The sequence below is a fragment of the Pseudescherichia sp. genome, assembly GCF_031987975.1.
Taxonomy (GTDB): Bacteria; Pseudomonadota; Gammaproteobacteria; order Enterobacterales; family Enterobacteriaceae; genus Pseudescherichia.
This window is the reverse complement of sequence record NZ_DALZYX010000001.1, coordinates 471,225-486,277: the sequence shown is the minus strand read 5'-3', so window position 1 is coordinate 486,277 and position 15,053 is coordinate 471,225. Positions and strand designations below refer to the sequence as shown.

The following is a 15,053-nucleotide window of genomic DNA, read 5'->3' as shown; positions in this document are numbered from 1 at the left end:
TTTTTCAGCCTGGTACAACATGACCTATCCCGCCAGTAAAAAAGTGCTCTTTTTCTTGATCTACTCTTTGCTGGCAAACAGGCGACCATCGCGAACCAGCTCTCTTGGGTAGCTGTTCTTGAGGCGTGAGCCGACCTTTTTTGCCAGCCCAAGAGGCTGACCCTGAAACGTCACGATCGCTTCGTCATGCTTAACCGTCATCTGCGGATAGATGTCACGGCCGCGATACCACTCTTCAGCCTCAGCAGGATTAAGCTCAAAGGCCAACGGATTATCGGTTCCAGCAAGGGCAATGACCGCTTCATGCTGCCAGCGATAGCCTTTGTTATGCGTCTCGGCGAGCTTAAGGCCAATGCGCGAGAAGCGAACCTTGCCCGTTAAGGCTTCGATTTGCTCCGGGAAGAGCCACAGCTCTTTATCCCGCTGCCAAAGGCGTAACGTGTCGTTCCACTGTAGCCCAGAGGCCGCGGCGGCCTGGATTATCTGTGCACTCTCGCGGCCTTTAACGGGCGAGAAGGGGAATTTACCCATCTTATAGCCAGGTGCGGGCAGGGGATCGACAGAGGCAGTTTTACGCAGTCGCGCGACGAAGAACCCTTCGCAGTCGAAGATCTGCGGGAAAACGTGCAGGAAACCGTCGGGGGTCAACGCCTGCGTTGCACCGACAAACAGCTCTCCCAGCGGCAGGAACTCAACCGCATTGGGATAGCGAGCTTTCAGCCAGTGGCAAATGGCTTCGTTCTCCTCCTGATTTAACGTGCAGGTAGAGTAGACCAGCGTCCCGCCGGGCCGCAGGGCGTGAAACGCACTGTCGATCAGCTCCCGCTGGGTGGCAGCGATTTCCAGATTGCTGGTAATAGACCAGTTTTTCAGGGCATCAGGATCTTTACGCACTACTCCTTCACCGGAGCAGGGGGCGTCCAGCAGAATAGCGTCAAAGGTCTCAGGCAGCGCCGCGCCAAACACCCGGCCATCAAAGTGGGTCAGGGCAACGTTGCTGATCCCGCAGCGGCTAATATTGGCGTGCAATACCTTCACCCGGCTGGCGGAAAACTCGTTGGCGAGGATCGCGCCGCTGTTTTCCATCCGCGCGGCGATCTGCGTGGTTTTCGAACCGGGCGCAGCGGCAACGTCCATCACCCGTTGGGGCTGGTTGCCGTCGGTAAAGAGGGCGCTGACCGGCAGCATGGAGCTGGCTTCCTGAATATAAAACAGTCCGCTGAGGTGCTCGGCGGTGCTGCCAAGGGGTAGGGATCCTTCGTCATCGCGCTCGATCCAAAAACCCTCTTCGCACCACGGAATCGGCGTCAGCTGCCAGCCGTAGGGGGAGACCAGATCCAGAAACGCTGCCACGGAAATTTTAAGCGTGTTGACCCGGATGCTGCGACGCAGCGGACGCTGACAGGCGGCAATAAAGTCATCGAAGGAGAGATGCGTCGGCATAGCCAGACGCATTTGCGCAAGAAATTCTTCAGGAAGATAGACAGCGTTATGAGCCACGAATTACACCACCAGCAATAAATCAGGGGGCGCAGTGTAGCATAAAACGCTCCGGCGCAGCAGGCGCGCCGGAGCAGGGTGCTTAGCGCGGCAGGGCAGTGCCCCACGAGCGCCACTCTTTCGGCTCGTTATCCTGCAGCAGGAAGTGTTTACCCGTCTGCGCCTTCGGTGCCAGCGGGATCCCCGGCGGGGTAGCAAAAGCAATCCCGCCGCGAATGAACTGGTTAAAGGTGCCGGTTTTCACTACGCCCCCTACCAGGCCAAAGTCCAGCGAGTAGCCGGATGCCAGCCAGAACACCGAGTTATTGCGTACAAGATGCTGGAAGCGCTTGCTAATACGCAGGCCAACCATCACCCGATCGGAGAGCGAGCCCAGGGTCAGTCCGGTCACCGTGCCAACTTCAATGCCACGGAACAGCACCGGTGTGCCAATGCTTAATCCGCCGGCCTCAGGCGCCTCAACCACGATGCTCAGGCCATCGACATAGCGCGAGTCGGCAATAGTCGCCTCCTGCAGTTCAAACTCCCGGCGGACGTTACCGCCCCGGCCCGGCTCGACGTTGATGTAGGGCTGCAGGATGGTATCCAGATGCTCGACCCCGGCCGCCGAGATCTGCGGCGTAATGACCGAGAAGCGCGTGCCGCTGCGGGCGAAGGTGCTTACATACTCCGGGTAGAGTACGGCGGTAGCCTGCACTTCGTTACGTTCGGTGATCAACTCCAGATCCTGTACCTGACCGATATCAATGCCCAGGTATTTAATCGGCATGCCGGGAGCCAGCTTGCCAGCATCAAAGGCGTGCAGTTTAATCTGCCCCCCTACGGCGCGGGCGGCAGTCTCTGACGGGAAGAGGATCCGCTTGTCGCCTTTGCGGGTCGAGGCGTTGGCACCGGTAAGGTTATCGAAGCTAATGGCCCCTTTAATCGCTCTGGATAGAGGAGAGGCCTGGACGGTCAGTCCGCTACCGTTGAGCTGCACTTTCGCGCCACCTTCAGCCCAGAAGACGCTGTTAGAGGTCAACAGGGATTGATATTCGGGCTTAACGTGCAGCTGAATATCAAACGCGTTTGCGCGCGGGCGGACGTTAATCACTTCACCCACCTCAAACTTACGATAGAGCACCACGGAGCCGGCCTGCACGTCCGGCAGCTTCTCCGCGGTCAGCGTCAGGGTGGTGGTAGGCAGATCGCTGAGGCTGTTCTCAATCGCCTTGTCGAGGTTAGCAAACAGCGGATAGGTGGATTTTATCTCTCCTTTGCTTCCCGGCAGGATGCGGATCCCGCCGCTGATCCACTCGTTGGCGCTGGCGGCAAGAAATTCCACGCCGTCCAGGCCCACTTTAACGTCAACCCGGCTATTCACCACAAACTTGCTGTCGCCCTGTACCAGCTCACGATACTGAGGATCGATAGCCACGGCGAACGAGACGCCTTTCGCGGTGAGATCGCGCTCCAGCACCTGGCCTATCTGCACGCCGTGCAGCACAATGGGTTGGCCGGCGTCGATGCCGTAACTCTCCGGCGCGGTCAGGGTAAGCGTAACCACGCCCGGCTCTTGCAGCAGGGTCTTATCTGCTGGCAGCACCACGAAGTTATCCCGCGGTTCGCCTTCCCCCGGCACCAGTTCAAGCGTGGTACCGGTAAGCAGCGAGCTGACGCTGGCATTGTTCAGAGAGAGCTTCGGATTGCGCATCTCGATGCGGGTATTGGCACGCAGCAGGTTAACGACGCTGGGATCGACGGTCATCTCTCCGCTCACTGCGCCGCCGGGATTGAGATCGAGCCTGGTTAGCTCGCCCACTTCCAGCCCCTGATACATCAGCGGAGTAGAGCCAGCTTTCAGCCCCTCGCCACCAGGCAGAGCCAGCTTAACGATCACCCCGCGCTGGCTGTGAGCCAGGTCTTTATAGAGGCCGAACTCGTCATCGCTCTCTGCCGGTTTTGACGCCTCCGGGGAGTCAAAGGCGATCGCCCCATTAACCAGCGATGCGACGCTCTCCAGCTCTATCTTTGCTCCGCTCAGGCCAACGTCCGCCTTCACGCCGGAGACGTTCCAGAAGCGGCTGCCCTTTTTCACCAGGCTGGTGAAGCGGCGCTCAATCAGCACGTCGATAGTGACGCCCTGTTTGTTGGCATTGATTGAGTAGTCATAGACGCGACCGACGGGGATTTTACGGAAGTAGACCAGCGAGCCGCTGCTCAGCGATCCAAGATCCGGGGCGTGGAGATGGATCATCAGCTCGCCGTTGCTGAGGCGATACTTCGGCTGGGTGTCGAGGGCCGTAAAGTGATCCTGCGGATCGCCTTTGCCCGGCATCATACCGATGTAGTTCCCGCCGACCAGCGCATCCAGCCCGGAAATACCGGCCAGCGACGCTTTGGGTGTCACCAGCCAGAACTGGGTATCGTTGCGCAGGGCATCCTTCATGTCGGCCTTGATGCTGGCCTTAACTTCAATTTTATTGAGGTTTTCGCTCAGGCGAATGTCCTGTACGGTGCCCACCTCGACGCCCTGGTAGCGCACCGGGGTGCGCCCGGCCACGATGCCGTCAGCCGAGACGAAATCAATGGTGATGGTATTACCGCGATCCTCATAGCTGCTCCACAGTAGCCAGCCAGCAATCATTAATGCGATAACAGGTAGCAGCCAGAAAGGCGAAATTCGACGTTTTGTTTTAATGCGCGCTTCAGTCGGCGAAGCGGGGGTTTCCTGACTCATGTGCATCCCAAAGTAAGCGGCTGTCCAGCCATTCCACAGCAAGAATAGTCAAAATTACCGCTGCGCCGAAGTAAAACGCAGCGGGGCCCATGGTAAACGCGAGAAGCTGGTCGCGATTAATGAGTGACATCGTTATTGAAATTACAAACAGATCGAGCATCGACCAGCGGCCAATCCATGTCACGAAACGCAACAGCAGCAGGCGGGTGCGCAACCCCTGCTCGCATTTAAAATGGATGCTGACCAGCAGTGTAAACAGGACGATGACTTTGGTAAACGGCACCAGAATACTGGCGATAAAAACAATGCCCGCGACGGCAATGTTGCTGCTCGCCAGTGACATGATCCCAGACATGATGGTGTCCGCCTGCCGTGCGCCGTTGACATAGATAACCGAGATAGGGAGCAGGTTGGCCGGCAGGAGAAACACCAGCGAGGCGATCAGCGCCGCCCAGCACTTTTGGATGCTATGCCGTCTGCGGTGGCGCAGCGGAATATGGCAGCGCGGACAGCGTCCCCGCGGATCCGGCAGGCCGGTAAAGTGGCATCCCAGACAGACGCGCAGGTTCTCGTGCGGACGCGTGGCGGGGCGCTGAGGATAAAAACGCTCCCATAGCTGCTCAATATTGAGGTGAATAAGCGTTAAAATGCTTAGGATCACCAGCGCGACAAAGGCCAGCAGTCCCACCCCTGGCTGTAGATACGCATAGTCCTGCACCTTGATAGAGGCAACGCCGATGCCGATCAGGTAGATATCCAGCATCACCCACTCCTTAAGCCTCTCCAGCATTAGCAGCACCGGGCGCAGGTTCATCCCCAGCCGGTTGCCAAACCAGAGGTAAGCAATGGCGGCCACCAGCACCAGCGGGGCGCCAACGGTACAGAACAGCACCATGGCGGCGGTGAGCGGATTGCCCTGCGAGGACATCTGCCAGATCCCCATCAGCAGGTTGGCATCGATGCGCACCCCCAGCAGGTAGAGGTGCAGCAGCGGCTCCCCCCAGGCAAAGGGCATCAGCATCAGCATGGTGATGGCCATCGCGCCCAGACGGGTAAGCGACCAGTCCCGACCGTCGCGGATTTTCGCATCACAACGCGGGCAATAAGCACTTTCGTGTGATTTCATCACTGGCAGCGCAAAAAGCGTATCGCACTGCGGGCAGCGCTGATAATGTGCACGTGGCAGAGGGTCGCCAATAGCACGAATTGCCATTTTCCTGTCGGTGACTAACTTTGGTGTTTTCAGCGCCATGACGTATTTTGGACTATGTTCGAATTAATCTATCTTAACTCATGAATGGATTATCTTGAGCATGAAGGCATTTAATGTTTATTTTAATAGGCTAGGCTACCTTTTTTCGTATGACAACAAGTGATTGAATAATGAACAAAAGTGAATTTTACGCGGAGTTGAACCGCGATTTTCAGGCATTGATGGCAGGTGAGACCAGTTTTTTAGCGACGCTCGCGAATACCAGCGCGCTGCTGTTTGAGCGCCTGGAGGGCGTTAACTGGGCAGGATTCTACCTGCTGGAAGGCGACACGCTGGTATTAGGTCCGTTCCAGGGCAAGATTGCCTGCGTGCGTATTCCAGTAGGCCGCGGCGTCTGCGGTACGGCGGTGGCGCAGAACAGCGTCCAGCGCGTAGAAGATGTTCATGCCTTTGACGGGCATATCGCCTGCGATGCCGCCAGTAACTCAGAAATTGTTCTGCCGCTGGTGGTAAAAGGTCAGATTATTGGCGTGCTGGACATCGACAGCACGGTATTCTCTCGCTTCACAACCGAGGATGAGCAGGGGCTGCGTGAGCTGGTTTCACACCTTGAACGCCTGCTGGAAGCGACCGATTATCAAAAATTCTTTGCGGGCGACGCAGTATAATCAACGGATAACGTAGCATTTACTGATGGGGTCATTATAATGACGCCTGTTCATGCCTGCGGCTTGTTGGCAACGTCCGTTGTAATCAGGAAATTTCATGGAAAATCAACCTAAGTTGAATAGCAGTAAAGAAGTTATCGCCTTTCTGGCCGAACGTTTTCCTCACTGTTTCAGTGCAGAAGGTGAAGCGCGCCCCCTGAAAATTGGTATTTTTCAGGATCTGGTAGAGCGCGTTGAAGGAGAGATGAGCCTCAGCAAAACTCAGCTTCGTTCTGCGCTGCGTCTTTACACCTCCAGCTGGCGCTATCTGTATGGGATCAAAGCAGGTGCGACCCGCGTCGATCTCGACGGTAATCCGAGCGGCGTGCTGGACGAGCAGCATGTTGAACATGCGCGTAAACAGCTGGAAGAGGCGAAAGCCCGCGTCCAGGCCCAGCGTGCTGAACAGCAGGCCAAAAAGCGCGAAGCCGCTGCCGCTGCTGGTGAGCAGGAAGAAGCGCCTCGCCGCGAGCGTAAACCGCGTCCTGCGCCGCGTCGTAAAGAGGGCAACGAACAGCGTAAACCACGCGCCGACAAACCTGCAGCGAAACCTCAGCGCGCACCGCGTGAAGAGCCACAGCATACGCCAGTATCCGATATTACTGCGCTGAATGTGGGTCAGAACCTCAAGGTGAAAGCGGGCAATAACGCAATGGACGCCACTGTACTGGAGATCACCAAAGACGGTGTTCGTGTGCAGCTGACCTCAGGCATGTCGATGATTGTACGCGCAGAACACCTGTTGTTCTGAAACGGAGGCCAAGCCTGGCATGAACACTTTGTTTAAGCGCACCGCGTTGGCTGGCCTGTTCCTGATTGCAGGGCAGGCCTTTGCCGTTGAAGATATTACGCGTGCCGATCAGATCCCGGTGCTAAAGGAAGAGACCCAGCATGCAACGGTCAGTGAGCGCGTAACCTCGCGCTTCACTCGTTCCCACTATCGCCAGTTCGATCTCGACCAGGCGTTTTCGGGCAAAATTTTCGATCGCTACCTGAATTTGCTGGACTACAGCCATAACGTGCTGTTGGCAAGCGACGTTGAGAAGTTTATGGCAAAGCGGAGCGTGCTTGGCGACGAGCTGCGCACCGGTAAACTCGACGTATTTTATGAACTCTACAACCTGGCGCAAAAGCGCCGGTTTGAACGCTATCAATATGCGCTAAAGGTGCTTGAGCGACCGATGGATTTCACCGGCAACGACACCTTTAACGCCGACCGCAGCAAAGCGCCGTGGCCGAAAGACGACGCAGAGATGAACGCCCAGTGGGATGCGAAGGTGAAGTTCGACGAGCTGAGCCTGAAGCTGACCGGTAAGGACGAGAAAGAGATCCGCGAGACGCTGACCCGCCGCTATAAGTTTGCTATCCGCCGTCTGGCGCAAACTAACAGTGAAGATGTCTTCTCTCTGGCGATGACCGCCTTTGCTCACGAGATCGATCCGCACACTAACTACCTGTCGCCACGTAACACCGAGCAGTTCAACACCGAGATGAGCCTCTCTCTTGAGGGCATTGGGGCGGTGCTGCAGATGGACGACGACTACACCGTCATCAACTCTATGGTGGCGGGCGGTCCAGCAGCGAAGAGCAAAGCGATAAGCGTTGGCGATCGCATCGTTGGCGTCGGCCAGCCCGGCCAGAACATGGTGGACGTGATCGGCTGGCGTCTTGATGACGTCGTAGCCCTGATTAAAGGTCCGAAGGGAAGCAAGGTACGCCTTGAGATCCTCCCGGCCGGTAAAGGGACCAAGACGCGCATCCTGACTCTGACCCGTGAGCGTATCCGCCTTGAAGATCGCGCCGTGAAGATGACGGTGAAAACCGTTGGCAAAGAGAAGGTGGGCGTGCTGGATATTCCTGGCTTCTACGTTGGCCTGACGGATGACGTCAAGGTGCAGCTGCAAAAGCTAGAGAAACAGAACGTCAGCAGCGTGATCATCGATCTGCGGACCAACGGCGGCGGGGCGCTGACCGAAGCGGTCTCGCTTTCCGGCCTGTTTATTCCGTCCGGTCCGGTAGTGCAGGTGCGTGATAACAACGGCAAGGTGCGTGAAGACAGCGATACCGACGGTGTCGTCTACTATAAAGGCCCGCTGGTGGTGCTGGTCGACCGCTTTAGCGCCTCAGCTTCAGAGATCTTCGCTGCCGCAATGCAGGACTATGGCCGGGCGCTGATTGTCGGTGAACCGACCTTCGGTAAAGGCACGGTGCAGCAGTATCGCTCCCTTAACCGCATCTACGATCAGATGCTGCGTCCGGAGTGGCCGGCGCTGGGTTCAGTGCAGTATACCATTCAGAAATTCTACCGCGTTAACGGCGGCAGCACGCAGCGTAAGGGTGTGACGCCGGATATCATCATGCCGACCGGCAATGAAGAGACCGAAACCGGTGAGAAATTTGAAGATAACGCGCTGCCGTGGGATAGCATCAACGCCGCGACCTTCGTGAAGTCGGGGGATCTGACGCCGCTTGGGCCGCAGCTGCTCAAAGAGCATGACGATCGTATCGCTAAAGATCCGGAGTTCCAGTACATACTGAAGGACATTGCGCGCTTTAATGCCCTGAAAGATAAACGGAATCAGATCTCGCTCAACCTTGCCCAGCGTGAGAAAGAGAATACGGAAGATGATGCGATTCGCCTGGCGCGCCTGAACGATCGCTTTAAACGTGAAGGCAAGCCGGTGCTGAAGAAGCTTGACGATCTGCCGAAGGATTATCAGGAGCCGGATCCCTATCTTGATGAGACGGTGCATATCGCGCTCGACCTGGCGCACCTAGAGAAAGATAGCCCGCCAGCACAGCCCGCTAAGGCACAATAAACCGCAACAGGCACAAGAGATTGTGCCTGTTTTTTTTACAAGCGTATCGCGGCGTAAGCCTGCCGCGCCTAAATGTAAAGTTGTGTCTTTCTGGTAACTTACGCGCGGTTTATGCTTGAAAATAGTCAATATACCCATACGATGTGGGTAGTCGCATAGTGCGTTATGTTAAGTCGAGGTTAAAAGAAAATTATGATGCGGATCGCGCTCTTCCTGTTAACGAACCTGGCGGTCATGCTGGTCTTCGGGCTGGTGCTCAGCCTGACGGGGATTCAGTCGAGCAGCGTTCAGGGCTTGTTGATCATGGCGCTGCTGTTTGGTTTTGGCGGCTCGTTCGTTTCGCTTTTGATGTCGAAATGGATGGCCCTGAAATCGGTAGGTGGGGAAGTCATTGAGCAGCCGCGCAACGATATGGAGCGTTGGCTGATGAACACCGTGGCGCAGCAGTCGCAGCAGGCGGGCATTGCGATGCCGCAGGTTGCTATCTACCACGCCCCGGACATTAACGCTTTCGCTACCGGTGCACGGCGTGATGCGTCGCTGGTTGCGGTAAGTACCGGCCTGCTACAGAACATGAGCCGTGACGAAGCTGAAGCGGTTATTGCTCACGAGATCAGCCATATCGCCAACGGTGACATGGTCACCATGACCCTGATCCAGGGCGTTGTGAACACCTTTGTCATCTTTATCTCGCGTATTCTGGCGCAGATCGCCGCCGGGTTTATGGGCGGCAACCGTGACGAGGGCGAAGAGAGCAACGGCAACCCGCTGATCTACTTTGCCGTGTCAATGGTGCTGGAGTTAGTGTTTGGTATTCTGGCGAGCATCATTACCATGTGGTTCTCTCGCCATCGCGAGTTCCATGCCGATGCGGGTTCCGCGAAACTGGTGGGCCGTGAAAAGATGATTGCTGCCCTACAGCGTCTGAAAACCAGCTACGAGCCGCAGGAAGCCAGCAGCATGATGGCCTTCTGCATCAACGGGAAATCTAAATCCCTGAGCGAGCTGTTTATGAGCCACCCGCCGCTGGATAAGCGTATCGAAGCTCTGCGCAGCGGCGAATACCTGAAGTAACGAGGGGTTTAAATACGAAGCGCGTCAAATGACGCGCTTTTTTTATGCCTGCGGTTTCTGCGTCATTCGCAGACCGCTGACGGCAGCGGCGATGGCGGCCAGCACGGCGGCGAAAAGCAGGGCAACGTGCGTAGCATGGTCGGTGAAAAGGTTGAACATTAGCGCCACCAGCGCGGCCCCGATGCTCTGCCCAAGGAGACGGGCCGTACCCAGCATGCCGCTGGCTCCGCCGCTGCGCTGGCGGGGAGCGGCGGTGATAATAGTGTGGTTATTGGGCGACTGGAATAGCCCAAAGCCTGCGCCGCAAAGCATCATCCGCCAGATGATATCGATATCGGACGGCGCGGCGGGCAAAAGCGCCAGCGCCAGCAGCCCGGCAGCCATTACCGCAAGCCCTACCGCACCCAACAGCCCGGCGTGCACCCGCTCAATCAGGTACCCCGCCAGCGGGGCCATCACCATGGTCGCCAGCGGCCACGGGGTCAGCAGTAGCCCGGTCTCCACTTCACTGCGGCCCAGCACGCTTTGCATAAAGAACGGTAGAGAGACCAGGGCCAGCATCTGAGCGCAAAATGAGCAGATTGAGGTGCAGATAGAGAGCGAAAACAGCGGAATGCGCAGCAGATCCACCGGCAGCAGCGGCACGGGCAGCCCAAGCTGGCGGCGAATAAAGAAGTAACCAATGACCAGCATGGCCACCACTTCCGCAGCGATAAGCGTCAGCGACTGTCCCTGGGCAAAGCCCCCAAGCGCCATGATCAGCAGGCCAAAGGTGAGGGCGTTCATCACTGCACTGGGCAGATCGAAGCGCGTTGTGCTGCGACGCGGTGGATTAGCGGGCAGATAGCGCATCGCCAGCAGCAGAGAGATAATTCCCAGCGGCACGTTAATCAGAAACAGCCACTGCCACGATCCTACGGCCAGGATCGCTGCGGCGATGGTAGGGCCAGCCGCAGAGGAGACTGCCACGACAAACGAGTTGATACCCATCCCCCGGCCCAGGCTGCGCTGGGGATAGATGAGCCGAATCAGCGCCGTATTGACGCTCATCAGCGCCGCGCCGCCAAAACCCTGCGCGATACGGGCGAGGGTCAACATGGTGAGTGAGTCGGAGAGGGCGCAGAGAAACGAGGTAACGGTAAAGAACGCCAACCCACACTGATAAACCCGCCGATAGCCAAACATATCCCCCAGAAAGGCAAAAGAGAGCAGGGAGATCACAATCGCAATTTGGTAGGCGTTAACTACCCAAATCGAGCTGGCCGGGGAGACATGCAGATCGCTGGCGATGGTCGGCAACGCCACGTTAGTAATGACGCCGTCAAGCACCGCCATGGCAATACCGATGATGATGGTCAGTATCGCCCCGTAGCGCTGCGGTATCGGCAGGCCTTCTGTAAAAGATTTATCCATGAGAATTATATGATTAAGCTGAAATTATTACCGTGAGAACGATTTTACCAGCCTGGCGGCCTTTTTATATCGCAGATTTGTAACCAAGTTAACAAACTGGCATTGCGGGCGACCCGCGACGAAATTATAATAAAAACCAATTCTAAATTTTATAAAACACTCGCGATGAGGTGATTAATGGCAATCGCAGATTTGGACAAGCAGCCAGATTCTGTCTCTTCAGTATTGAAGGTCTTTGGCATTCTGCAGGCGCTCGGGGAAGAGCGGGAAATTGGCATTACTGAACTGTCGCAGCGTGTAATGATGTCTAAAAGCACCGTCTACCGTTTCTTGCAGACAATGAAATCCCTTGGCTACGTGGCCCAGGAGGGGGAGTCAGAGAAGTACTCCCTCACGCTGAAGCTGTTTGAGCTGGGCGCGCGTGCGCTGCAAAACGTTGATTTGATTCGTAGTGCCGATATCCAGATGCGTGAGCTGTCGCGCCTGACTAAAGAGACGGTGCACCTTGGGGCGCTGGATGAGGACAGCATTGTCTATATCCATAAAATTGACTCGATGTACAACCTGCGCATGTACTCTCGTATCGGTCGCCGCAACCCGCTCTACAGCACCGCCATTGGTAAAGTGCTGCTGGCCTGGCGCGATCGTGAGGAAGTTAAGCAGATCCTTGAGGGCGTTGAGTACAAGCGCAGCACCGATCGCACTATCACCAGCACCAACGAACTGCTGCCGGTGCTGGATACCGTGCGCGAGCAGGGCTACGGGGAAGATAATGAAGAGCAGGAAGAGGGACTGCGCTGCATCGGCGTTCCGGTCTTTGACCGCTTTGGCGTCGTCATCGCAGGCTTAAGCATCTCCTTCCCGACGCTGCGCTTCTCTGAAGAGCGTCTGCATGAGTATGTTGAGATGCTGCATACCGCAGCGCGTAAGATCTCCGAGCAGATGGGTTATAACGACTACCCGTTCTGATTCCCGACGCCGCGCCAGACGCGGCGTTTTCATCTCTGTTCCTCCTTTACTACGGTTTCCTCATCGGTCAGATAGCGCTACAGTTAGCTTCGGTTTAACAAGCCGGTGGTAACCTGTTTGCATAATATGTTGATTCGGAGAGTCGAGTGAGAAAGTTTCGGTGGCTGCTTGTGATTGCCATCCTGGTAATTTGCCTGATGCTTTGGACCCAGATGCTCAATGTGATGTGCGATCAGGACGTCCAGTTTTTCAGTGGTATTTGCGTTATCAATAAATTTATCCCCTGGTAGCGCCATTTTTACCTCGAGTCATTCCCTTCCTTAATGCCAGTGGTAAGATAGCGCGTCAACATTGAGGTGGTGTAATGAACGAAGTACTGAATTTGGGCGCGTTCAATCTTGCGTCCCTGGTAATCTCCCTGGTGCTGCTGGTCGTTGGGCTGGTGCTGTGGTTTTTTGTTAACCGGGCCAGCTCCCGCGCTAACGAGCAAATTGAACTGCTTGAAGCCCTGCTGGATCAGCAAAAGCGGCAGACCGCGCTGCTGCGTCGCCTGTGTGATGCTAACGCGCCGGAGAAAGCCGAGCCGGAAGCGAAAGCGGCAGCAAAAGTGCAGACCGACGGCGAAGATTTTATCCGCCTGGTGGCTGAACGCTAAACGTAGTGGAAGAGGTGGTGAGAAATGGCATGGAAAAATCCCTGGTATAATCCGGCCCTGACTCACCACACCCCTCAGGGGTTCCGTAATTTAACGCCTGGTGGGCATCAGCCCGGTGACGTTGAGCGCTGGCAAAAAGAGCGCCGCGCCGCCGGGCTGCCGCATCCCCCCGAGGGCGGCTATGACCACTTTCTTCAGCAGTGGTGGCAGCGAGCTGAAATAAGCGGCAGCGAAGATGGGGTCTGGTGGCTGGGCCACGCCAGCATGCTGCTTCGCCTCGACGGCTGCTATATGCTGGCCGATCCGCTCTTTTTTAACCGCGCTTCTCCGGTACGCTTTAGCGGTCCGCTGCGGAAAAGTCCCGCTCCCCTGAGCGTTGACGATCTGCCCGCTTTGGATGCCATTCTCATTTCGCATAACCACTACGACCATCTTGATACGCGCACTATCCGCGCGCTGCTGAAACGCTTTCCGTCCATTACGCTGTTTGTTCCGCTGGGGCTGGGCCGCTGGTGCCGCCGCCACGGCGTACGTCATGTTGTTGAGCTTGACTGGTGGCAGAGCTTTACCTTTCAGGGGATGACGCTTACCGCTGTTCCCGCCCAACACTGGAGCATGCGCACGCCATGGGACAGGGATCGCTCACTCTGGTGCGGTTGGATGGTTGAGTCACGGGCGCATCGCTTCTGGTTTGCCGGCGACACCGGGTACACGCCGGATCTGCTGACCATCCCTGAGCGCCTGGGCAGACCCGATACCGCTGCACTGCCGGTGGGGGCCTATGCGCCACGCTGGTTCATGTCCGTGCATCATATGGATCCGCAGCAGGCGGTTTCGCTCTGGCAGCAGATAGGGGAGCCGCTGGCTTTTCCTATTCACTGGGGCGTTTTTGAGCTGGCAGATGAAGCGGTAGACGAACCGGCACGGGAGCTGGCGGCGGTATTAAACGAGACGGTAACCCGAACGGATAACTTCAGGATCCTGAAAATAGGTGAGTATTTATCTCTGGATGGTCAGTCTATAAAGCAGACATCGGACTAGCCTGAGTGGGTTATATAAACTATATTATTTTTAGCGAAACGTTTTTATTGCTTTAAATTGATGCACTGTCATTAAACTTTCATTATTTTGGTGCAACAGTCGCGCTAATTGAGCAACAATTATTCGGTGGTCAACTTATCCATTTCCGATTACGGCCAAAAGGCGTTTGCACTCACCCATTATCATGATTTTTCAGCAGCCTAATGCACAAAAATTGCTAACTACATACTCTATTTAGCCATTGTAAACTGCCGGCTGGACGCGATGACATTATTGCGCTAGGTTAGCTGCACACCCGCTGTTCTGATTACCGCTGAATTTGTGCGACAGATCCAGACATGATTAAAAATGGCTTGCCATATTTAACGTTGTATGTGATAACACGGTGTAGGTTAAACGAGGTACAGTTCTGTTTATGTGTGGCATTATCAGTATAGAAGTTCTGAGTAAACACGTTGTCGTTGAATACTGCTTCTCTGCCGAACCTTATTTAGTGCCTCATGCAGTAATGTCTCAGTTTCATCTCGGTCAATGCCTGCGGGCTAAGAAAACACTCTAAGGAATTTTGCAAATGGCAAAGATTAAAGGTCAAGTTAAGTGGTTCAACGAGTCTAAAGGCTTTGGTTTCATTACGCCTGCTGACGGCAGCAAAGACGTGTTCGTACACTTCTCTGCAATCCAGGGTAATGGCTTCAAAACTCTGGCTGAAGGCCAGAACGTTGAGTTCGAAATTCAGGATGGCCAGAAAGGCCCGGCAGCTGTTAACGTTACCGCTATCTGATTTTCCTCCACTGCTTGAGCGCCGTCGGCGCATCAATGTCAGCGTAAAAGCCTCGCCATGTGCGGGGCTTTTTAATGCTTATTTTTCAAAATGTTACTGTACGCTTTCTCATTCGTTTTTTGTTGCAAAGCCATACCGTTATTAGCACACTTTTTTCCCTTT

Annotated in this window: 14 protein-coding genes; 10 read left to right on the top strand and 4 right to left on the bottom strand. The window is 55.8% G+C overall.

The genetic code is table 11. The features are described 5' to 3' along the window. Positions 1-60: 60 nt before the first annotated feature. From rsmF to yebS, 3 genes are all read right to left on the bottom strand, one after another. The gene (rsmF, locus tag RTN40_RS02340) at positions 61-1,500 is read right to left on the bottom strand and encodes a 16S rRNA (cytosine(1407)-C(5))-methyltransferase RsmF (RefSeq protein ID WP_312227026.1); all 1,440 of its coding nucleotides are present in this window, start codon (positions 1,498-1,500) and stop codon (positions 61-63) included. Positions 1,501-1,582: 82 nt separating this feature from the next. After that, the gene (locus tag RTN40_RS02335) at positions 1,583-4,219 is read right to left on the bottom strand and encodes an MlaD family protein (RefSeq protein ID WP_312227025.1); all 2,637 of its coding nucleotides are present in this window, start codon (positions 4,217-4,219) and stop codon (positions 1,583-1,585) included. Beyond that, positions 4,188-5,471, bottom strand: coding sequence for a membrane integrity lipid transport subunit YebS (gene yebS / locus RTN40_RS02330; protein ID WP_312227024.1), 1,284 nt, complete (start codon positions 5,469-5,471; stop codon positions 4,188-4,190). The genes RTN40_RS02335 and yebS overlap by 32 nt, the downstream gene beginning before the upstream one ends. Before the next feature lie 131 nt (positions 5,472-5,602). On the opposite strand from yebS, the gene RTN40_RS02325 reads away from it, so the two are divergent. The 4 genes from RTN40_RS02325 (at position 5,603) to htpX (ending at position 10,032) form a co-directional block, all read left to right on the top strand. After that, entirely contained in the window at positions 5,603-6,100 is a 498-nt protein-coding gene (locus RTN40_RS02325; RefSeq protein WP_312227023.1) for a GAF domain-containing protein, read from the top strand. 97 nt (positions 6,101-6,197) lie between these two features. After that, complete coding sequence (gene proQ, locus RTN40_RS02320) at positions 6,198-6,890, top strand: RNA chaperone ProQ (RefSeq protein ID WP_312227022.1); 693 nt, start codon at positions 6,198-6,200, stop codon at positions 6,888-6,890. 19 nt (positions 6,891-6,909) lie between these two features. After that, complete coding sequence (gene prc, locus RTN40_RS02315) at positions 6,910-8,958, top strand: carboxy terminal-processing peptidase (RefSeq protein ID WP_312227021.1); 2,049 nt, start codon at positions 6,910-6,912, stop codon at positions 8,956-8,958. A 192-nt stretch (positions 8,959-9,150) separates the two neighbouring features. Continuing rightward, a complete protein-coding gene (gene htpX, locus RTN40_RS02310; RefSeq protein WP_312209350.1) occupies positions 9,151-10,032 on the top strand; it encodes a protease HtpX in 882 nt (293 codons plus the stop codon). 42 nt (positions 10,033-10,074) lie between these two features. Here the strand turns inward: htpX and RTN40_RS02305 are convergent, their stop codons facing one another. Beyond that, complete coding sequence (locus tag RTN40_RS02305; protein WP_312227020.1) at positions 10,075-11,445, bottom strand: MFS transporter; 1,371 nt, start codon at positions 11,443-11,445, stop codon at positions 10,075-10,077. Positions 11,446-11,622: 177 nt separating this feature from the next. Between RTN40_RS02305 and kdgR the strand changes: the two genes are divergently transcribed. The 6 genes from kdgR to cspE all read left to right on the top strand — a co-directional run bounded on the left by kdgR (position 11,623) and on the right by cspE (position 14,891). Continuing rightward, complete coding sequence (kdgR, locus tag RTN40_RS02300) at positions 11,623-12,414, top strand: DNA-binding transcriptional regulator KdgR (RefSeq protein ID WP_312227019.1); 792 nt, start codon at positions 11,623-11,625, stop codon at positions 12,412-12,414. A gap of 146 nt (positions 12,415-12,560) precedes the next feature. Further along, on the top strand, positions 12,561-12,704 hold the full coding sequence (gene mgrB, locus RTN40_RS02295; RefSeq protein ID WP_042391312.1) for a PhoP/PhoQ regulator MgrB: 144 nt from the start codon (positions 12,561-12,563) through the stop codon (positions 12,702-12,704). 74 nt (positions 12,705-12,778) lie between these two features. Beyond that, positions 12,779-13,069, top strand: a complete 291-nt coding sequence (locus tag RTN40_RS02290) for a YebO family protein (RefSeq protein ID WP_312227018.1) — start codon at positions 12,779-12,781, stop codon at positions 13,067-13,069. A 24-nt stretch (positions 13,070-13,093) separates the two neighbouring features. After that, positions 13,094-14,110: an MBL fold metallo-hydrolase gene (locus RTN40_RS02285; protein ID WP_312227017.1), complete on the top strand. Its 1,017-nt coding sequence runs from the start codon at positions 13,094-13,096 to the stop codon at positions 14,108-14,110. A 415-nt stretch (positions 14,111-14,525) separates the two neighbouring features. Beyond that, entirely contained in the window at positions 14,526-14,669 is a 144-nt protein-coding gene (locus tag RTN40_RS20975) for a DUF2627 domain-containing protein (protein WP_141092923.1), read from the top strand. Positions 14,670-14,681: 12 nt separating this feature from the next. Continuing rightward, positions 14,682-14,891 carry a transcription antiterminator/RNA stability regulator CspE gene (cspE, locus tag RTN40_RS02275; protein ID WP_001062678.1) on the top strand — a complete coding sequence of 70 codons (210 nt, stop codon included), beginning with the start codon at positions 14,682-14,684 and terminating at the stop codon, positions 14,889-14,891. Positions 14,892-15,053: the final 162 nt, after the last annotated feature.